Source organism: Haloechinothrix salitolerans (genome assembly GCF_042662605.1).
Classification (GTDB): Bacteria; Actinomycetota; Actinomycetes; order Mycobacteriales; family Pseudonocardiaceae; genus Haloechinothrix_A; species Haloechinothrix_A salitolerans.
In genome coordinates, this window is record NZ_JBHSXX010000001.1 from 2,812,570 (window position 1) to 2,831,996 (window position 19,427).

Annotated in this window: 17 protein-coding genes; 12 read left to right on the forward strand and 5 right to left on the reverse strand. The window is 68.1% G+C overall.

Annotated features, from left to right (window positions below):
* Positions 1-11 precede the first annotated feature (11 nt).
* From sucD to ACFQGD_RS13330, 3 genes are read left to right on the forward strand one after another with little or no spacing between them, the layout of a single operon-like run.
* Positions 12-920, forward strand: a complete 909-nt coding sequence (gene sucD, locus ACFQGD_RS13320) for a succinate--CoA ligase subunit alpha (protein ID WP_345404708.1) — start codon at positions 12-14, stop codon at positions 918-920.
* Between the two features lie 20 nt (positions 921-940).
* The gene (locus ACFQGD_RS13325) at positions 941-1,909 is read left to right on the forward strand and encodes a 2-hydroxyacid dehydrogenase (protein ID WP_345404711.1); all 969 of its coding nucleotides are present in this window, start codon (positions 941-943) and stop codon (positions 1,907-1,909) included.
* Positions 1,906-3,174, forward strand: coding sequence for a glycerate kinase type-2 family protein (locus ACFQGD_RS13330; RefSeq protein WP_345404715.1), 1,269 nt, complete (start codon positions 1,906-1,908; stop codon positions 3,172-3,174). Before ACFQGD_RS13325 ends, ACFQGD_RS13330 begins: the two co-directional genes overlap by 4 nt.
* A 47-nt stretch (positions 3,175-3,221) precedes the next feature.
* On the opposite strand, the gene ppc is transcribed toward ACFQGD_RS13330, so the two are convergent.
* From ppc to ACFQGD_RS13355, 5 genes are all read right to left on the reverse strand, one after another.
* Entirely contained in the window at positions 3,222-6,095 is a 2,874-nt protein-coding gene (gene ppc, locus ACFQGD_RS13335) for a phosphoenolpyruvate carboxylase (RefSeq protein ID WP_345404718.1), read from the reverse strand.
* Between the two features lie 5 nt (positions 6,096-6,100).
* Positions 6,101-7,387 carry a serine hydroxymethyltransferase gene (locus tag ACFQGD_RS13340; protein ID WP_345404721.1) on the reverse strand — a complete coding sequence of 429 codons (1,287 nt, stop codon included), beginning with the start codon at positions 7,385-7,387 and terminating at the stop codon, positions 6,101-6,103.
* Positions 7,388-7,543: 156 nt separating this feature from the next.
* Positions 7,544-7,984 carry a GFA family protein gene (locus ACFQGD_RS13345; protein WP_390221055.1) on the reverse strand — a complete coding sequence of 147 codons (441 nt, stop codon included), beginning with the start codon at positions 7,982-7,984 and terminating at the stop codon, positions 7,544-7,546.
* A gap of 84 nt (positions 7,985-8,068) precedes the next feature.
* On the reverse strand, positions 8,069-9,220 hold the full coding sequence (locus tag ACFQGD_RS13350) for an NAD(P)/FAD-dependent oxidoreductase (protein WP_345404727.1): 1,152 nt from the start codon (positions 9,218-9,220) through the stop codon (positions 8,069-8,071).
* A gap of 61 nt (positions 9,221-9,281) precedes the next feature.
* Positions 9,282-10,142 (reverse strand): SMP-30/gluconolactonase/LRE family protein, encoded by an 861-nt coding sequence (locus ACFQGD_RS13355; RefSeq protein ID WP_345404730.1) that lies wholly within the window; start codon positions 10,140-10,142, stop codon positions 9,282-9,284.
* 118 nt (positions 10,143-10,260) lie between these two features.
* Here ACFQGD_RS13355 and ACFQGD_RS13360 point away from each other — a divergent pair, with 118 nt between their 5' ends.
* From ACFQGD_RS13360 to ACFQGD_RS13400, 9 genes are all read left to right on the forward strand, one after another.
* On the forward strand, positions 10,261-11,448 hold the full coding sequence (locus ACFQGD_RS13360) for a lipid-transfer protein (RefSeq protein WP_345404733.1): 1,188 nt from the start codon (positions 10,261-10,263) through the stop codon (positions 11,446-11,448).
* Positions 11,449-11,898, forward strand: coding sequence for a MaoC family dehydratase N-terminal domain-containing protein (locus ACFQGD_RS13365; RefSeq protein WP_345404736.1), 450 nt, complete (start codon positions 11,449-11,451; stop codon positions 11,896-11,898). It abuts the gene before it with no gap.
* A complete protein-coding gene (locus ACFQGD_RS13370) occupies positions 11,895-12,305 on the forward strand; it encodes a MaoC/PaaZ C-terminal domain-containing protein (RefSeq protein WP_345404739.1) in 411 nt (136 codons plus the stop codon). Before ACFQGD_RS13365 ends, ACFQGD_RS13370 begins: the two co-directional genes overlap by 4 nt.
* 15 nt (positions 12,306-12,320) lie before the next feature.
* Positions 12,321-13,148, forward strand: coding sequence for an SDR family NAD(P)-dependent oxidoreductase (locus ACFQGD_RS13375; RefSeq protein WP_345404742.1), 828 nt, complete (start codon positions 12,321-12,323; stop codon positions 13,146-13,148).
* 71 nt (positions 13,149-13,219) lie between these two features.
* On the forward strand, positions 13,220-14,344 hold the full coding sequence (locus ACFQGD_RS13380; RefSeq protein WP_345404745.1) for an acyl-CoA dehydrogenase family protein: 1,125 nt from the start codon (positions 13,220-13,222) through the stop codon (positions 14,342-14,344).
* A 34-nt stretch (positions 14,345-14,378) separates the two neighbouring features.
* The gene (locus ACFQGD_RS13385) at positions 14,379-15,941 is read left to right on the forward strand and encodes a class I adenylate-forming enzyme family protein (protein WP_345404748.1); all 1,563 of its coding nucleotides are present in this window, start codon (positions 14,379-14,381) and stop codon (positions 15,939-15,941) included.
* 19 nt (positions 15,942-15,960) lie between these two features.
* Complete coding sequence (locus ACFQGD_RS13390; protein WP_390183496.1) at positions 15,961-17,169, forward strand: CaiB/BaiF CoA transferase family protein; 1,209 nt, start codon at positions 15,961-15,963, stop codon at positions 17,167-17,169.
* On the forward strand, positions 17,166-18,158 hold the full coding sequence (locus tag ACFQGD_RS13395) for an LLM class flavin-dependent oxidoreductase (protein ID WP_345404754.1): 993 nt from the start codon (positions 17,166-17,168) through the stop codon (positions 18,156-18,158). The genes ACFQGD_RS13390 and ACFQGD_RS13395 overlap by 4 nt, the downstream gene beginning before the upstream one ends.
* A gap of 54 nt (positions 18,159-18,212) precedes the next feature.
* Positions 18,213-19,397, forward strand: coding sequence for a TetR/AcrR family transcriptional regulator (locus ACFQGD_RS13400; protein ID WP_345404757.1), 1,185 nt, complete (start codon positions 18,213-18,215; stop codon positions 19,395-19,397).
* Positions 19,398-19,427 lie beyond the last annotated feature (30 nt).

The following is a 19,427-nucleotide window of genomic DNA, read 5'->3' on the forward strand; positions in this document are numbered from 1 at the left end:
GAGGGATAGACATGGCAATCCTGCTCACCGAAGAGACCCCGGTCATCGTGCAAGGCATCACCGGCCGCATCGGCCACTTCCACGCCGAGGAGATGATCGAGTACGGCACCAACGTCGTCGGCGGTGTCACGCCAGGGAAGGGTGGCGAGACCATCCTGGACCGGCCCGTGTTCAACACGGTCAAGGACGCGGTCGCCGAGACCGGCGCCGAGGCGTCGATCGTGTTCGTGCCGCCGCCGTTCGCCGCCGACTCCATCATGGAGGCAGCAGACGCGGGGATCCGGCACTGCGTGTGCATCACCGACGGCATCCCGACCCAGGACATGATGCTGGTCAAGCGCTACATGCGCCGGTACAAGGCGCCCGACAAGATGCGGCTGACCGGCCCGAACTGCGCGGGCACGATCAGCCCAGGCCGGGCGCTGCTCGGCATCATGCCCGGCCACATCTACCTGCCTGGCAGGATCGGCGTGGTCAGCCGCAGCGGCACCCTCGGTTACGAGGCCGCGTCGCAGCTCAAGGCGCTCGGCTACGGGGTGTCGACGTCCGTTGGCATTGGTGGGGACCCGGTGAACGGGTCGTCGTTCCGGGACATCCTCGAGCTGTTCGAGGCCGACGACGAGACCGACGCCGTGGTGATGATCGGCGAGATCGGCGGGCCGCAGGAGGCGGACGCCGCCGACTTCGTCGCCAAGCACATGACCAAGCCGGTCATCGCATACATCGCCGGGCTCGCGGCGCCCAAGGGGCGCAAGATGGGTCACGCTGGCGCGATCGTGTCGGCGGCAGGAGAATCCGCTCAGGAGAAGGTGGAGATCCTCACCGCGGCCGGTGTCACCGTCGCGCCCGACCCGTCGAGCCTCGGGAGCACGGTCGCTACCGTGCTCGACGAGCGCGGTCTCGTCCCCGAGCCCGCCTGACACCGCGAAGGAGGCATGCCATGCCGGAGCCCGTGATCGTCGTGACCAGGAAGTGGCCGGAGGCGGTCGAGGCGGAACTGCGCACGCGGTTCCCCTCGGTGCGGTTGAACGACGACGACGTCCCGCTCGGCAGGGACGGCCTGCGGCGCGCGCTGGCCGAAGCGGACGTCGTGCTGCCGACGGTGTCCGACCAACTGCCCGCCGAACTGTTCGAGGGCGAGGTGCGCACGCGGTTCCTTGGCAACTTCGGCGTCGGCTACAACCACATCGACGTCGACGCCGCCGCCAAGGCGGGCATCGTCGTGACCAACACGCCGGGAGTGCTCACCGACGCCACCGCGGACACCGCGATGACCCTGCTGCTCATGGCGGCGCGCCGCGCGGGTGAAGGCGAGCGCGAGCTGCGGGCCGGACGCTGGACCGGCTGGCGTCCGACCCACATGCTCGGCACCGGAGTCACCGGCAAGAAGCTCGGCATCATCGGTATGGGCCGCATCGGCGCCGCCGTGGCACGCCGCGCGCACTTCGGCTTCGGGATGTCCGTGGACTTCTACGACCCCAAGCCGAACGTCGCGCACCATGGCGTGCCAGGGGCGAGGCAGTTGTCCTCGGTCGACGATGTGCTGGAGACGTCGGACTTCGTCTCGCTGCACATGCCGGGTGGTGAGCGCAACCGGCACCTCATCGACGCCGCTCGCCTCAAGCGGATGAAGCCCACCGCGTTCGTGATCAACACCGCGCGCGGCGACGTCCTCGACCAGGTGGCGCTGGCGGAGGCGTTGCGCGACGGCACCATCGCGGGCGCGGGTCTCGACGTGTACGAGGGCGAGCCGGACGTGCCCGCCGAGCTGCTTGAGCTGGACAACGTCGTCCTGCTGCCGCACCTCGGCAGCGCGACGGCCGAGACCCGCACCGCGATGGGCATGCTGGTGCTCGACAACCTGCAGGCCTATGTGGAGGGTCGCGAGCCGCCGTGCCGGGTGGCGTGAGCGACCCGCGCCAGTTCCTGCGCGGGCTGTTCGACACCGCCGTCGCCGCCGCCGATCCGCTCCTGCGGGTGCCGGAGTACCTGCCGCCTCCGCCTCGAGGCCGGGTACTCGTTGTCGGTGCGGGGAAGGCGTCGGCACGGATGGCACAGGCCGTGGAGCAGGCCGCACGGGACGGCTGGGCGGACGACGTCGAGGGGCTGGTTGTCACCCGCTACGGGCACGCGGTTCCCTGCGAGCGGATCGAGGTCGTCGAGGCCGCGCATCCGGTGCCGGATGACGCGGGACAGCGGGCGGCCCGCCGCATCCTTTCGCTCGTGTCGTCGGCAGGTCCGGACGATCTGGTGCTCGCGCTGATCTCGGGCGGCGGGTCGTCGCTGCTGGCGTTGCCAGCCGACGGCCTCACGCTGGCCGACAAGCAGGCGTTGAGCACCGCCCTGCTGCGTAGTGGGGCGTCGATCAGCGAGATGAACGTCGTCCGCAAGCACCTGTCCTCGGTCAAGGGCGGGCGGCTGGCCGAGGCGGCCTACCCCGCCCGCACTGTCGGGCTGCTGATGTCGGACGTCCCCGGCGACGATCCCGGCGTCATCGCGTCGGGACCGACGGTCGGCGAGTCGACCACCCCTGGCGAGGCACTGGCCGTGCTGGACGGCAATGGCATCGACGTCCCTGGCCCGGTTCGTGGTCACCTGCTCGCCGCATCGGGATGCCCGAGCCCGGACGACCCTCGGCTCGCTACCACGGAGAACCACGTCATCGCTGCTCCGTGGCAGTCGCTCCGTGCCGCCGCGGACGCGGCACGCGCAGCTGGGGTGACGCCGCTCGTGCTCGGCGACGCGATCGAGGGGGAGGCCCGCGAGGTCGGCACGGTGCTGGCAGGCATCGCGCGGCAGGTGTATCGGCACGGCGAGCCGGCGTCGGCGCCGTGTGTGTTGCTCTCTGGTGGAGAGACGACGGTGACCGTGCGCGGCGACGGGCGCGGCGGCCGGAACGTCGAGCTGCTCCTCGGGTTCGCGTTGGCGGTGGGGGAGTTGCCCGGCGTGCACGCGCTCTCGTGCGACACCGACGGCGTCGACGGTAGCGAGGAGATCGCCGGAGCGCTCGTCGCGCCCGACACCCTCGCGCGAGCGCGCGCACTCGGCCTCGACGCGGCCGCCGCGCTGGCGGCCAACGACGGGCACACGTTCTTCGAGAAGCTCGGCGACCAGGTCGTCACCGGCCCCACGCTGACCAACGTCAACGACTTCCGCGCGGTGCTGGTGGTGTGACGCGTGGCCCGGCCTGCGGCGCTGATCAACTCGGGCGCGGCGCGGAGTCAGCCGGTGTTGCGCATCCCCGCCGCGACGCCGTTGATCGTGAGCAGCAGCGCCCGATGGAGGTCGGGGCCGACGTCGCCAGCGGCCCCTACGGGGCCATCGCCACCGGCAGCGTCCTCGCTCGCGCGCACCCTGGCCAGCAGATCCACCTGGAGGTACGAGATCGGGTCGAGGTAGGCGTCGCGCACCTCGAGCGTGCGTTTGAGCGGCTGCGCGTCGTCGAGCAGCGCGCGTTGACCGGTCACCCGCAGCACCTCGGCGCGGGTGAGTTCGTACTCCTCGCGGATGACGTCGAACAGCCGCCTCAGCGGCCGCGGCACCAGGGTGGCGACGTAGTGGCCCGCGATCTCGAGGTCCGTCTTGGCGAGCATCATCTCCACGTTGGACAGAAACGTCCTGAAGAACTGCCAGTCGCCGTGCATCTCCGCCAGGACGTCGGACAGCCCGGCCTCGCGGGCGGCGCGCAGTCCCGTGCCGACGCCGAACCAGCCCGGGACGATCTGGCGCGACTGCGTCCAGCCGAACACCCAGGGGATCGCACGCAGCCCGTCGATGCCGCGCCCCGACGACGGGCGACGAGCGGGACGGGACCCGATGTTGAGGGAGCCGAGCTGCTCCACCGGGGTGGATGCCACGAAGTACTCGGGCAGGTCCGGGTCCTCGACGAGACCTCGGTAGGCGCGGTAGGCATGGTCGCTCACGGTGTCCATGCAGGCGTCCCAGCGGGTGAGCACGTCGGGAGTATGCCGGGGCGTGCGGTGCAGTGTGGACGCCCGCAGCACGGCGGCGACGGTGAGTTCCAGGTTCTCCCTCGCCAGCTCGGGCAGCGCGTACTTGTCGTTGATGACCTCGCCCTGCTCGGTGAACTTGATCTCGCCGTCCAGCACGCCCCACGGCTGCGCCAGGATCGAGTCGTACGTGGGGCCACCGCCCCGCCCGACGGTGCCGCCCCTGCCGTGGAACAGCCGTAGCCGCACGCCGTGCCGCGCCGCGACATCGCGCAGCGTCCGCTGGGCCTTGTGGATCTCCCACTGCGACGTCGTGATACCACCCTGCTTGTTGGAGTCGGAGTAACCGAGCATCACCTCCTGCGCGTCGCCGCGCAGCCGGACGAGGGAGCGGTAGGTGGGGTCGCCGAGTAGCTGGTCAAGCAGGTCACCCGCTCGGGACAGTTCCTCGGGGGTCTCCAGCAGCGGCACGAAGTCGATGTCGCAGAACGGTGCCACCGTGGCGTCGCCGGATTCGTGGCCCCACGCGTCGAGCAGTCCGGCTTCCCTGGCGAGTACGACGGCCGCGATCAGGTCGTCGACGCCCTTGGTCATCGACACGATGTAGCTGCCGATCGCCTCGGGCCCGTAGGTGTCGAGCGCTTCGCGCACCGCGACGAAGACGTCGAACGTCGTCGCGCCGTCGGCGTCCAGCGGGGGCGGGGTGCGGGTCAGCGGTCGTCGGGACGCCAGCTCCGCGCTGAGCACCTGGGTGCGTTGCTCCCGCGACAGCTCGCGGTACGGCGCCAGGCGGGCGCCGAGTCCGTCCAGTAGCTGTCCGACGGCGTGGTGGTGCGCGTCGGCGTGCTCGCGAATGTCCATGGCGGCCAGGTGCAGGCCGAATGTCGCGATCATGCGCCGTACCCTGGCGAGCACGCCGTCCGCGATGAGCTCGCCCGCGTTCTCGCGCAGCGACCCGGCGAGCATCGCGAACTCGTCGCGCAGCTCGACGCTGCCGAGGTAGTCGCGACCCGGGACATGGGGTGTGCCCGCGTCGACTCGTGCGAGCGTGTTCGCGAGCTTGGCGTCGACGCAAGTCAGCTTCACCCGGTACGGCTCGGTGTCGGCGCGCTTGAGCATGTCCGACTCCAGGTCGGGCAGCGCGGCCATGTCCTCCGTGATCGACTCGCGCAGCTCGGCTGAGATGTCGACCGCCGACGTCGACGTCGACAAGTCGGCGATCAGCTCCTCGATCAGCGTACGCAGCGACCGGACGGCGATGTGGTGCTGCATGCGCAGGACCTGCCGGGTGACGTCTGGTGTGACGTTGGGGTTGCCGTCGCGGTCGCCGCCGATCCAGCTGCCGAAGGTCAACGGGGCGGCGTCAGGTGGCAGTCGGACCTCGTGACGGCGCAGTTCGTCGTCAAGATCGGTCACGAGATCGGGGAGCACCTCGTCGGCGAGCTCCTCCAGGTAGTACAGCGCGTTGCTGGCCTCGTCGACCGGGGTCGGGCGCGCGGCGCGCAGCTCGTCGGTTTGCCAGATGAGGTCGATCAGCTCGGCGATGAGTCGATCCCGCTTCGCGCTCGCGCGCTCGCCGCGATCGCTGTCGCGCAGCAGTACCTCGGCGATGCGCCGCAGCTTGGTGAGCACCGAACGTCGGCTCGCGTCAGTGGGGTGTGCGGTGAAGACCGGCCGGATCGCCAGCGAGTCAGTGGCGCTTCGCAGCGTCTCGGTGGGGAGTTCGTCGGCGATTGACGTCGTGGTGCTGGCGAGCCAACCGTCCTCAGCGGGGCAGTCGCGGATTCGACGAACTCTGTCGACCTGCTCGGCCACGTTCGCCAGCAGGAAGTACACCGAGAAGGCGCGGACCAGCGCCGCGGCAACCGGTAGCGGCTGGGCGGCCAGCAGCGCGCGGGCTTCGTCGCGGGCGGCCGCACGCTCGGTCTCGGTGGCGGCTTCCTTGCTCTGCTTGGTCAGCCCGCGCACCCGCTCGACGAGGTCGAGCAAGTCACTGCCGTGCTGGCGCACCAGGGACTCGCCGAGCAGCGCGGCCACTCGACGGACATCGCCGCGCAGGTCGTCGTCATTGCCAGGGACGACGTGCTGGCCCGTGCGTGTGGTGTCGATGGTGGCTGACCGGGGGAACTCGCTCGGCGTGGCCACTGCCGTTACCTCCCGTGTGTCAGCGTCGGGTACAGCGGATGCTTCTTGGTGAGCGCCTCGACGCGGCCGAGTAGCGATCGCCGAGCGGTGGCGTCGAGGTCGTCTGTGGTCAGCGCCTCGGCGATGATGTCGGCGACCTCGCGGAAGTCCTCGTCGTCGAAGCCTCGGGTGGCCAGTGCGGGCGTGCCGATGCGCAGGCCGGACGTCACCATCGGCGGGCGCGGGTCGTTCGGAACCGCGTTGCGGTTGACGGTGATGCCCACCGAGTGGAGCCGGTCTTCCGCTTGCCTGCCGTCCAGCGCGGACTCGACGAGATCGACCAGCACAAGATGGACGTCGGTGCCGCCGGTGACGACGCGGACACCCGCGTTGGCACAATCGCCGCGCAGCAGCCGCTCGGCCAGGATGCGTGCGCCGGCGAGCGTGCGCCGTTGCCGGTCGTCGAACTCGGCGCTCGCCGCGATCTTGAACGCGGTGGCCTTGGCCGCGATGACGTGTTCAAGTGGTCCGCCCTGTTGACCAGGGAAGACCGCTGAGTTGATCTTCTTGGCGAGCTCGGAGCGGCACAGGATGAGCCCGCCGCGCGGACCACCGAGGGTCTTGTGCGTGGTCGAGGTGACGACGTCGGCGAAGGGGACCGGGTTCGGGTGCAGTCCGGCGGCTACGAGCCCCGCGAAGTGGGCCATGTCGACCATGAGCGTCGCGTCCACGTCGTCGGCGATCCCGCGGAACGCCGCGAAGTCGAGCTGACGCGGGTACGCCGACCAGCCCGCCAGGATCAGTTTCGGCCGGTGCTCCCGCGCGAGCCGTTCAATCTCGTCGACGTCGACGTGTCCGGTGTGCGGGTCGACGTGGTACGGCACGACGTTGTAGAGCTTGCCGGAGAAATTGAGCCGCATGCCGTGCGTGAGGTGGCCGCCGTGCGCCAGGTCCAGCCCGAGGATCGTGTCGCCGGGATCAAGCAGCGCTGCCATCGCCGCGGCGTTCGCCTGTGCGCCGGAATGGGGTTGGACGTTGGCGTGCTCGGCCCCGAAAAGGTCCTTGGCCCGGTCGATCGCGAGCTGTTCGACGACGTCGACGTGTTCACAGCCGCCGTAATAACGTTTGGCCGGATAGCCTTCCGCGTACTTGTTCGTCAGCACGGATCCCTGCGCGGCGAGTACGGCCAGCGGTGCGAAATTCTCAGAGGCGATCATTTCCAAGGTCGACTGCTGGCGCCGCAGCTCGTCGTCGATGGCAGCGGCGATCTCGGGATCGATCGCATCGAGCCGGAACTCAGAAACCGAGGTCACAATCCAACTCCTTATCGCTGGCAGGCATCGGGGAAATCGCTCTGTGCTACCCACGATGCTTGGTGAATGACAAGGGTGTCTATGGATTGTTTCCTCGTGACCGTCCAGTGTTTTCCGAGGAATTAAACCGTTCTATTCGGGATGATGAGATTTCGTTTATGAGACGGAAGCCTCGCCGGGCGGTGCGCTGTACGGGTGGTGCGGTAGCCCGTCGTCGGGGAGCGTCGTCTCGTAGTCCTGGCGGTGCGACGTGAAGATGTGGGCCTTGACCGTGGTCCCGGTCGGATCGTCCAGGGTGCCCGCGGCGATGGTCAGGCTCGGTCGTTCCGTCGCGTCCCAGAAGAGGCTCGCGCCGCAGCGCCGACAGAATCCGCGTCGGGGCTTGTCCTCGGTCTCGTACCAGGTGAGCTCATCGCCCGTGATCTCGACGGCGGCCCTGTCGGCGGCGACCATGGCTGGGCTTGTCCCATGCCAGCGCCTGCAGTCGCGGCAGTGGCAAATGATCGCGTCGCGCAGTTGTCCCCGGACGACGTAACGAACGGAGCCGCACAGACATTGTCCACGTGCCACGGTTACCACCTCTCGCCAAGGCGGCATGGTGACAGATCGATTCGAGGACGTCGAGAGTGGCGAGTCACGGAGCGTCGCCGGTCGCGGCGCTGATGCGATGGGTGTTGCGAGTCAGCGGATGCCGCGTTCCGGGTACGGGCGGTCGTCGACGACCCGCTGATAGTTCATGCGGTGCAGGTCCACGGTGATGTAATCGCCGTGGAGGATCAGCTCGGCCAGGCCGCGGCCGACGCCGAGAGCATGCATGAACCCATGGCCGGAGAAGCCAGTAGCGACGTAGAAGTTGTCAAGGTGTCCCGGCCAGTTGCCGAGGATCATGTTGCCGTCGAAGCGGTTCTGGTCGTACAGGCCGGTCCAGGTGCGTCGCAAGACGAACTCGCCGCGGTGTATCCGGCCAGCCAAGGCGGGTGCCACGGTGCGCGCGTAGTGGGTCTCGTCGATGGTGAAGTCCTCACCGCCAGGATGGTTGAAGTCGACCAGGCCCACCGACAGGCCGTGGAGGTGAGGGTGGATGGCCAGCCCTTCGACGTCCTTGATGAAGGGTAGAGAGCCGAGGTCGTCGGTGGTTTCGACGTAATGCTCGTGACGGCGCATGGGTTCAACGGGCAGCGTCATCCCGGCCTTGGACGCGAGCTCGGGTGCCCAGGTGCCGGCAGCGTTCACCACGACGTCCGTGTCGAGTGCGCGACCGGATTCCAAGAGCGTCGAACGCACCGTCGTCCCGATCGTCTGGACGTCGACCACCCTGTCGGTGACGAATACCGCGCCCAATCGCCTGGCTTTCGTGCGGACACCAGTGAAGAACGCCGTGGGGTCGAGCCATCCGTCCCGTATGGACAGCACCGCCCCGGCCAGGTCGTCCGTTCTCATCGCGGGATACCGATCGGCGAGTTCGGCCGGTTCCAGCCACCGCGCGTCGACCCCGTGGCGTCGCTGGATCATCGCGTTGGCGGCGAGCGCCTCGACGTCGCGTGGTCCGGCGACGAACAGGTAGCCGTTGGGGCGCCAGTGCAACTCCGGGGCGTCCTCGCCTGCCCAGTCGTCCCAGTTCTCGATCACGTCGAGTGTGTACTGAGACAACGCGATGTTCTCCGGACGGGTGAACAGCTGGCGCACCCCGCCGGTGCCGCGCCCTGTCGCCGCCCGCGCGTAGGTGGGATCGGGCTCGACCAGCACGACGTCCAGCGCGGGATCCGCGGTCAGCAGCTCGACGGCGGTGGCGCATCCGACGATCCCCGCGCCGGCGATCACCACGTCAGTCACGCCTGACCACTTCCGGCGTGCCCAGGACATGCTCTACCCGCCAGCCAGGTGGTGGCGACCTTCAGCCGGGAACGGAAACCCGCACTGCCTCGAGACGCGAGGTTCCTTCGAAATTGTTGGCCATACGTTCCAGGTCGGTCTCGGCCGTGCACAGGTACAGGGTACGCAGGTCGCCACCGCCAAGCGCGCACGAAACCACGAAGTGGCCCGTGGTGGCGGTACGAACCGTATCGGTGATCGTGCCGTCCGGCAGCATGCGTCGCACTTGGCTGCTGAACGGGCTGGTCACCCAGATCCCGCCCGCCGAATCGACGCACAGCCCGTCGGGTGCGTCCGTTTCGAGGCTGTCGAACTGCTTGAGCACCCGCTGGTTGGACAGTTGGCCATGCTGGTCAACGTCGAACGCGGTCAACCGGTAGGTGAACGTCTCGGCGACGTACAGTGTCTTGCCGTCCGGGCTCAGCCCCACGCCGTTCGGGCACACCAGGCCCTCGCCGGCTGTCGTGACCTCTCCCGAGGGGCTCACGATGATCATGGGGCGGCCCTCCGGTTCGGCGCCGGCGAACAGGTCGTAGCCGATTTGTGTGATGTAGGCGCGGCCGTGTTTGTCCACCCACATGTCGTTGGCGGCGACGGCGACGTGCTCCAACGGAGCGACGATCTCGGTGCCCCCGTCCGGGGTGATCCGCCGCAACGACGAGTCCGCCTGGGTCACGACCAGGGGTGTGCCGTCGGGTCGGAAGCCGAGGCCGGACGGCTTGGCGTCCACGGTGGCGGCCACGGAGACCTCCCCTGAGTCGGGGCGGATCCGATACACCTTTCCTTGCGGGATATCCGAACACCACAGCTCATTCCCGTACCAGCGGGCTCCTTCGAGGTACTGGAAGCCTTCGCGGATCACGGTCGCGGTCTGCACAGTCATGGGTCCGTCCTTCTCATCAAAGCCTCTTGGCAACGAGTGCTGCCGACTGGTATCAATAAGTGAATCAATAATCGGTAGATGACGCAAGTCACTAACACTTGCTGCGAGGAGCGGTGGTATGGCGACGCGGGCGCGGATCGCGGGCGTGGGGCTCGGTGAGTTCAATACTCCGAGAAAAAGCCGATCTTATGACGTTATAGCGGAGGAGGCGATCCGTGAGGCGCTGGCCGATGCCAGGGTCGACCTGTCCGCGATTGACCAGGTATACGCGGGCTATGTGTATGGTGATTCGACATCTGGACAGAACGCGTTGTACCGCGTCGGGATGCCGGGTGTGCCGGTGGTCAACGTGAACAACAACTGCGCGACCGGTTCCTCAGCCCTGTGGCTCGCCCGGCAGGCGGTCGAGAGCGGAGCCAGTGAGTGCGTCCTGGCGGTCGGGTTCGAGCAGATGCGTCGCGGGGCGCTGGACGCCCAGTGGGCTGACCGGCCGACGCCCTTCGACCGGTTCGACCGACTCGCCGAGGAACTGCACGGACCCGCACCTGGCGTGCCGATGGCCGCTCGCTACTTCGGCGGCGCTGGTCAGGAGTACGCGCAGCGGTACGGGACCGAGCCGGAGACCTTCGCGCGAATCGCTGTGAAGGCGCGACGTCATGCCGCGCGGAACCGGCACGCCGTGTTCCGCGATCCGGTCACCGTCGACGACGTGCTCGCGTCCCCGCGCATGTTCGGCATGCTCACGCGCTTACAGTGCTGCCCGCCGACCTGTGGTGCCGCCGCGGCCGTGGTGTGCACCTCGGATTTCGCCGCACGGCACGGTTTGGACGCCCCGGTCGAGATCGCCGCACAGGCGATGACTACGGACCAGCCGAGCAGTTTCGATCCCCCTGATTTCATTCGCCTTGTCGGCTACGACATGAGCGTTCGTGCCGCGCGGCTGGTCTACGAGGCGGCCGGGGTATCGCCGGAGGAAATCCCGGTCGTCGAGCTGCACGACTGCTTCACATCGAACGAGATTCTCAGCTACGAGGCCCTTTCCCTGACACCGGAAGGCACGGCTGAGAAGTTCGTTCGGGATGGCGACAACACGTATGGCGGGCGCGTCGTCGTCAACCCCTCGGGTGGGCTGCTGTCGAAGGGCCACCCGCTTGGCGCTACCGGCCTCGCGCAGTGCGCCGAGCTGGTCTGGCAGTTGCGCGGGCAGGCCGGTGCGCGTCAGGTCGACGGCGCCACGCTGGCACTGCAACACAATCTGGGCCTCGGCGGCGCGTGCGTGGTGTCCCTGTATCGGAGGGTCGGCTAGATGACCATCGACACCACCGCGGTCGGGACTACCCTGCGGCCGGTCGACATGCTCGTGGAACGCGGCCGGCTGCGGCTGTTCTGCACGGCGATCGGCGAGACGGATCCGGTCTACACGGACGTTTCCGCGGCCCGAGCCGCCGGGCACCGCGACCTTCCCGTGCCGCCAACCTTTCTATGCGCCGTCCAGCACGAGCGCGATGACCCGTTCGACTGGCTCCGCGCCATCGGCGGCGACCTGGAACGCGTGCTGCACGGTGAACAGAGCTTTACCTACCACGCGATGGCCTACGCCGGCGACCACCTCACGATGTCCAGCACGATCACGGACATCTACCAGCGCAAGGGCGGGGCGCTGACGTTCATCGTGCGCGACGCGGCGATCCGCCGAGGCGCCGAGGCGGTCGCCGACCTACGCGACGTCGTCATCGTGCGCGGTGATGCGGCATGAGGCGGGCAGAGCTGACCGTCGGCGCGGTGTTGCCGGAGTTGCGTGTCGCACCGGTCTCGCGTACCACGCTCGCGCTGTTCGCCGGTGGCTCAGGAGATCACAACACGGTACACATCGACATCGACGCCGCCCGGAGGGTGGGCTACCACGACGTGTTCGCGCACGGCATGCTCAGCATGGCCTACCTGGGGCGGATGCTGACCAGCTGGACGACGCAGGACAGGATCCGTTCGCTACGCGCCCGGTTCACCGCGGTCACCCCGGTCGGCGCGAGCCCGGTGTGCACCGGAATCGTCACCGCGATCAATGAGCACGGCGGCGAGACCACCGCGACGATCACACTCGAGATCACCCTTGCCGATGGCACGACAACCGTGACGGGCGAGGCCGTCGTCGCACTCAACTGACTGGAGGACACCCGGATGGGAACCTTGGAAGGAAAGACCGCACTGGTCACCGGCGCTGGCCGCGGCATCGGGCGCGCCATCGCGACGAAGCTCGCCGGCGAGGGAGCACGAGTGGTCGTCAACGACCTCGATCCTGGCCCGGCGAAGGAGACCGTCGGGGACATCGAGTCGAACGGCGGTCGTGCCACCGTGTGCGCTGGCAGCGTCACCGCGGACGACTTCCCGGAGCGGTTCGTGCGCACCGCGAAAGAGGCATACGGCGGTATTGACATCGTCATCAACAACGCCGGATACACCTGGGACAGTGTCATCCAGAAGATGACCGATGAGCAGTGGGACAGCATCGTCGATCTGCATCTGAAGGCGCCGTTCCGCATCCTGCGCGCGGTGCAGCCGATCATCGCCGCCGCAGCGCGACGGGAACGCGAGGCCGGGACCGTCCGCTGTCGCAAGGTCGTGAACATCTCGTCGATCGCGGGCACCGGAGGCAATGCGGGACAGTCCAACTACGCGGCCGCCAAGGCTGGTGTCACGGGTCTGACGAAGACACTCGCCAAGGAATGGGGCCGCTACAACGTCACCGTGAACTCGGTCGCGTTCGGACTGATCCGCACACGGCTGACGGAGGTCACCGCGGACGGCGACGCGACCATCGACATGGACGGCAAGGAGATCAAGGTCGGGATCAATCCCGATCTGCTTGCCACGATGGAGCGCTCCGTCCCGCTCGGCAGGGCCGGAACGGTCGAGGACGCAGCGGGCGCGGTCTATCTGTTGTGCATACCGGAATCGGACTACATCAGCGGCCAGACACTGGTCTGCGGCGGAGGGTTCATCGTATGACGCTTCGCGAAACCGACCGGCCACAGTCATCTCCCAGCGGTGGCCGCGCCGCGCGACGTCGGTCGCCATGGATGACCGCGGATCTGGACGATCTACGGGAGCTGGCCCGCGCCTTCTGCGTCAACGAGCTGTTGCCTCACCAGCAGCGGTGGCGCGAGCAGCACCATGTCGATCGTGAGGTCTGGTACAAGGGTGGGTCGGCGGGCCTGCTGTGCATGTCCATACCGGAGGAGTACGGCGGGGGCGGCGGAACCTTCGCGCACGAAGCGGTGCTGCTAGAGGAGCAGGCTCGGGTCGGTGACAACGCGTGGGGGATCGGCGTGCATTGCGCCGTGGCCGCGCACTACATCCTCGCCTACGGAACCGAGGAGCAGAAAAGAACCTGGCTACCCAGGATGGCGTCAGGAGAGACCGTCGTCGCGATCGCGATGACCGAGCCCGGGGCCGGTTCTGACCTCCAGGGCATCACGACCCGAGCCGTCAAGGACGGCACCGATTACGTCATCAACGGCGCGAAGACATTTATCAGCAATACCTCGCAGGCGGGTCTGGTCATCGTGGTGGCGAAGACCGATCCGAACGCGGGGCACCGCGGGATATCGTTGCTGCTGGTCGAGACCAATCGGGACGGCGTCAAGCGCGGCAGAATACTGGACAAGATCGGGCAGCGCGGCCAGGATGCGTCCGAGCTGTTCTTCGACGGCGTTCGCGTTCCCCGGACTAGCGTTCTCGGCGGGGTCGCGGGCCACGGCTTCGCGCAACTGATGAGCCAGCTACCGCAGGAGCGGCTGACCATCTCGGTCATAGCGGCCGCGGCGATGGAGTCCGCGCTGGAGCAGACCATCGCCTACACCCGGACGCGCCGCGCGTTCGGCAAGGCACTGGCGGATTTCCAGCACACCAGATTCACCCTCGCCGAGGCCGCGACCGAGGCACGGGTGGTCAAGACGTTCGTGGACGACTGCGTGATCAAGCATCTTGGCGGCGAACTCGACGGCGCCACCGCGGCGATGGCGAAGTGGTGGTCGACCGAGTGCGCCATGCGAGTGATCGACGACTGCCTGCAGCTCCACGGGGGCTACGGGTACATGTCCGAGTATCCCATCTCGCACCTGTGGGCCGATCATCGCGTGGCACGCATCTATGGCGGAACCACGGAAATCATGAAGGAAATCGTCGCGCGATCGCTGTTATGAGAGTGCATCGGCGCATCCTGACAAGGAGGTCACCATGGATCCGGCAACGCTGCTGCGGAAATCGGCCCGACTGTACCGGGACAACACCGCGTTCGTCTGCGAAGGTCGCAGACAGAGCTATGCCGAACTGCTCGACCGCTCGGCGCGGCTTGCCAACGCGCTCCGGGACCGCGGGATCAGGCAGGGAGACCGGGTCGCGTTGCTGAGCGCGAACGCGTTCGAGACGCTGGAACAGATCGGAGGGCTGGCGCTCGGCGGCTATGTCCGCTGCCCGCTCTACACCCACGACACACCGGATAAGCACCGGTACCTGCTCGAGCTCACCGGCGCCCGCGCGATCATCGTCCAGCAGGAGTACTACTCGGCGATCGAGGCGATGCTGCTGGAGCTCGACCAGCTCGATGTCGTGCTGATCCCCGGTGACACCGTTGATCAGTCCAGGAGCTACGAGGAGGCACTCGCCGCTGCCGATCCGCACCCGCCAACCGTCACGTTGTCCGATGACGATCCACACGTCATCCGGTTCTCCGCGGGGACCACGGGAATGCCCAAGGGAATTCTGCACTCCGTCCGTGGCTGGATGGATATGGGCAACGAGATGGCGTTGGTGATCTCGCGGCTCGGGGAGCACGACAGGTACCTCGCGCCCGGCCCGCTGACGCACGCGGCCGGCTTGTTCGCCTGGCCGCTGATCGCGGTGGGCGCGGCGACCGTTGTGATGCCGTCGTACGACACCGCGAGGTTCCTGGAACTCGTGGAACGCGAGCGCGCCTCGCTCACGCTGGTCGTGCCGACGATGATCCAGATGATCACCGAACATCCCGACGTGCGCACCCGCGATCTGTCCAGCCTGCACACCGTCATCTACGGCACAGCCCCGATCTCGGCGGAGACGCTCACCGCGGCGATCGATCTTTGGGGCAGCATCATGTACAACATCTACGGCCAGAGCGAGGCATTACCGCTCACCATCCTGGCGCCGCAGCACCACCTGCCACAGGGCACCGAGCGCGAGCGGCAGTGGTTGCGCTCGGTCGGCCGACCCACACCGAACTCGGCGATCGCCATCCTCGACGATGACGGCAACGAGCTGCCACCGGGCGAGATCGGAGAGATCGTCGGGCACAGCCCCGGCCGAATGCGTGGACTATGGGCGAACCCGGACGCGACCGCCGAGCGACTCACCGCCGAGGGCTGGATCCGCACGCGCGACATGGGGTGGATGTCCGAGGACGGCTTCGTCTATCTGACGGATCGCAAGGAAGACACCATCATCTCCGGCGGCTACAACATCTGGCCAAAGGAGCTCGAAGAGGCGCTCGTCGCCCATCCCGCCGTCGCCGAGGCCGCGGTCGTTGGCGTGCCACACCCGAAGTGGGGCGAGACGCCGTACGCCGAGGTCGCGCTTCGGGACGGCGAACATGTCACCGAGGACGAGTTGATCGCCTGGACGCGCGACCGAGTGGGCTCGGTCAAGAAAGTCACCGGCATCGCGTTCGTCGAGGCGGTACCGCGGACACCGATCGGCAAGCTCGCTCGGCGGATCGTGCGGGAACACTGGGCCGCACGGCAGGACGCCACGACGGCGCGAACCTGACGGTGGAAGGGTTGCCGTGATGGGGCCACTGCACGGCCTTCGGGTGATCGAGATCGCGAGTATCGGGCCAGGTCCGTTCGCCGCCATGCTGCTGGCGGACATGGGGGCCGATGTGCTGCGACTCGAACGCCCAGCGCCGCCGTCCGACGATCTCGCGGCAGGCCGCTGGAACGTGCTCAACCGTGGCAGGCCGTCGGTCTCCGTTGATCTGAAGAACGAGGCCGGGCGCTTGCTCGTCGCCCGCCTAGCGGAGTCCAGCGACGTGCTGATCGAAGGGTTCCGCCCGGGTGTCATGGAGCGTCTCGGTCTAGGACCGGATGAGCTGCTCGCGCGCAACGAGTCGTTGTGCTACGCGCGCATGACGGGATACGGGCAGAGCGGCCCACTGTCGTCTCGCGCGGGCCATGACATCAACTACATCTCGATCGCCGGTGTCCTCGGATCGATCGCCCGGCGAGGCGAGCGACCGATGTTCCCGCTCAATCTCGTCGGTGACTTCGGTGGTGGCGGTATGTTGCTTGCCTTTGGCGTGCTCTGCGCGGTGCTTGAGATGCGCACCTCGGGCCGAGGGCAGGTGGTGGACGCCGCGATGGTCGACGGCGCGGCCCTGCTGTCCGCGAACATCCACGCTCTGCGTTCCGCGGGCATGTGGAAGGCGGAGCCCGGCACGAACCTGCTCGATGGTGGAGCGCACTTCTACGAGGTGTATGAGACGGCCTGCGGTGGTCATATCGCGGTCGGCCCGTTGGAGCCCCAGTTCTACGTCGAACTGTGCCGGATCGCCGGGTTCGATGTGGCACAGCTGCCGCAGTGGGACCGAGAGCGCTGGCCGGAGCTGAAGGAACAGCTCGCAGCCGTGTTCCGGCAGCGGACTCGGGATGAGTGGGTGGAGATCGCCGAACACGCCGACGCATGCCTCACGCCGGTGCTCGGACTCGACGAGGCTCCCGAGCATCCGCACAACCGCGCTCGCGGCACCTTCATCACGGTCGACGACGTCATGCAGCCGGCGCCCGCGCCGCGCTTGTCGCGTACTCCGGGCGAGATCCGGCGACCACCGGCCGACCCCGGCGCGGACACCGACTGGGCACTGACCGAGTGGGGCGTGACCGATCAGGAACTCGCGGACCTGCACCGGGCTGGCGCATTCGGCCGCCTTTTCGACGAGGCAGGCGGGGAAGGCGGAGACAACAAGGGAAACGACGAGAGAAACGGAGTACAACCATGACACTGCGACTGTCCTGCGCGTTCGCTACCTCACCGGAGACCCCGGAGCACGTCGCGCTTGCCGAGCGGCTGGGTTACCACCGGGCGTGGTTCTACGACTCGCCGGCGCTGCTGGCCGACGTGTGGGCGACGATGGCGCTCGCGGCCACCCGCACCGAGCGGATAGGCCTCGCCGCCGGCATGCTGGTGCCGCGGGTCCGGCACCCGATGGTGACCGCCACCGCCGCGGCGCAGATCGCCCAACTGGCGCCAGGACGGCTGGCGCTGGGCATCGGCACCGGGTTCACCGGGAGCGTGTTGTTGGGCAAGAAACCGATGCGCTGGCGAGACGTCGCCACATACACGAACGCGGTACAGACGTTGCTGCGCGGCGAGGACGTCGAGTGGGACGGGTCGATGACTCGCATGTGCCACCCGCGAGGGTTCGCCGCGCGGCGTCCACTCGAGGTGCCCTGGGTCGTCGCCGCCGAAGGACCGAAGGGGCTCGAGGTCGCCCGCACCTACGGCAATGGCGTCGCGTGCGCGCTCGCCGACCCACCGCCAGAGTTCGACTGGGTGGTCAAGCTGTCCTTCGGCACGGTGCTCGAGGATGGCGAGCCACCGACCAGCGACCGTGCGTTCGACGCCGCTGGCTTCGGCGCGGCCATGGCGTACCACCTGTATTACGAGTGGCAGGGAGCCGACGCGCTCGATCAACTGCCAGGCGGTGCGCAGTGGCGGGACCGCGTCATGCGAGTCGACCAGCGCGTTCGCCACTTCACCGCGCACGAGGGCCATGCGGTCTACGTCAACGACATCGAGCGCGCGGTGATGCCGAGGGAGAGCGTCGCCGCGTTTACGCTCACCGGCCAGGTGGACGAGCTCCGGCAGAAGCTCGAGGAGATGGCCGCCGCGGGAGTCACTGAGATCGCCTACCAACCGGCGGGGCCGGACATCCCGCGCGAGCTGACCGCGTTCGCTGACATGGCCAAACCCGTCCTCCAGCCCTGATCGTCTCGTCCTTAAGATGGTTCGCTGGACCACGCAACAGCGGAGGGAACGAGGATGAGCGAGGAGCGTGCCCCGGCACCGCCCCGGGGCACCCGGCCGCGCAATCGCCGAGCGCTCATCGTCGGTGCGGCCACGGAACTGTTCCTCAGGAACGGCTACGAGCGCGTCAGCATGAGTGATGTCGCGAATGCCGTCAACGTACGACCGTCTGCTTTGTACCGTCACTTCTCCGGCAAGGCGCGGCTGCTCACCGCGGCTGTCGTTGAGGAGATGAGCGTGATCCGTGCTGTGCTGGACGATCCGCCTGGCGACCTCGACGTCATCGGTGAGCTGTTGGCGGCCGTGGCGGTCGACCGCCGCCAGCTAGGCACACTGTGGCAGCGCGAGGCGCGCGGCCTCCCGGCCGAGGAGTACGAGCGGCTGCGCGCCGAGGTGCTGGGCGCTGTGAAAGCGCTCGCCAAGTTGGTCGGTTCGAATCGGCCAGACCTCGCTCCCTACGAGGCCAAGCTGCTGGCGTCGTGCACGTACTCGGCGCTCTGCGGGCTGTCCCACCACGTCGACGATCTGCCGCGCGATCAGTGTGTCGAGGTCTTCCGGGACATCCTGCACACGATCCTGCGCGCCGAACCGGTGCGAAGCGAGCGGGGATCGGCCGCGCCGGAATCGCCCGGACTAAGTCCCGTCGGCCGGCGGGAACGTCTGCTGAGTTCGGCGATCGAGCTGTTCGCCGAGCACGGATACACCTCGGTTGGCATGGACGACATCGGGCGGCAGTCCGGCATCGCGGCGCCCAGCGTGTATCACCATTTCGAGTCGAAGCAGCAACTCCTCTCGGCGGCGCTCGCGCGCGGCGACGAGTGGCTGCGCCACGACATGTACTGGGCGCTCAAGGCCAGCACCACGCCCGAGGAAGGGCTGTTCCGGGTGATCACGTCCTATATCGACTTCGCGGCGCGGCATCCCCGGCATATCGACATCTTGATCACCGAAGCGCGGCACCTCGATACCATCGAGCGCGCCCGGACGAAGCAGACGCAGCGCGACTACATCAACGAGTGGGTGCACCTGATGCTGGCGACCCAGCCCGCGCGATCCGAAACAGAGGCCAGAGTGCGGGTGCACGCGATGCTCGCGGTGGCCAACGACGTCGCCCGAACCGTGGAGTACCGCAGCAGCCCGAACGCGCTGGAAACGGTCAAGCGTTTCACCGTCGCGATCGCGCTGCCTGGCGACCGGTAGCGGGTGTCACCGACCAGTGCCGTCGCGCTT

Bases quoted from the DNA above. Each gene is read 5' to 3' on its own strand.
- ACFQGD_RS13365 (WP_345404736.1), top strand. From the start codon at position 11,449: ATGACCATCGACACCACCGCGGTCGGGACTACCCTGCGGCCGGTCGAC.
- ACFQGD_RS13360 (WP_345404733.1), top strand. From the start codon at position 10,261: ATGGCGACGCGGGCGCGGATCGCGGGCGTGGGGCTCGGTGAGTTCAAT.
- ACFQGD_RS13400 (WP_345404757.1), top strand. From the start codon at position 18,213: ATGAGCGAGGAGCGTGCCCCGGCACCGCCCCGGGGCACCCGGCCGCGC.
- ACFQGD_RS13390 (WP_390183496.1), top strand. From the start codon at position 15,961: ATGGGGCCACTGCACGGCCTTCGGGTGATCGAGATCGCGAGTATCGGG.
- ACFQGD_RS13375 (WP_345404742.1), top strand. From the start codon at position 12,321: ATGGGAACCTTGGAAGGAAAGACCGCACTGGTCACCGGCGCTGGCCGC.
- ACFQGD_RS13380 (WP_345404745.1), top strand. From the start codon at position 13,220: ATGACCGCGGATCTGGACGATCTACGGGAGCTGGCCCGCGCCTTCTGC.
- ACFQGD_RS13355 (WP_345404730.1), bottom strand. From the start codon at position 10,142: ATGACTGTGCAGACCGCGACCGTGATCCGCGAAGGCTTCCAGTACCTC.
- ACFQGD_RS13385 (WP_345404748.1), top strand. From the start codon at position 14,379: ATGGATCCGGCAACGCTGCTGCGGAAATCGGCCCGACTGTACCGGGAC.
- sucD (WP_345404708.1), top strand. From the start codon at position 12: ATGGCAATCCTGCTCACCGAAGAGACCCCGGTCATCGTGCAAGGCATC.
- ACFQGD_RS13370 (WP_345404739.1), top strand. From the start codon at position 11,895: ATGAGGCGGGCAGAGCTGACCGTCGGCGCGGTGTTGCCGGAGTTGCGT.
- ACFQGD_RS13345 (WP_390221055.1), bottom strand. From the start codon at position 7,984: ATGCCGCCTTGGCGAGAGGTGGTAACCGTGGCACGTGGACAATGTCTG.
- ACFQGD_RS13395 (WP_345404754.1), top strand. From the start codon at position 17,166: ATGACACTGCGACTGTCCTGCGCGTTCGCTACCTCACCGGAGACCCCG.
- ACFQGD_RS13325 (WP_345404711.1), top strand. From the start codon at position 941: ATGCCGGAGCCCGTGATCGTCGTGACCAGGAAGTGGCCGGAGGCGGTC.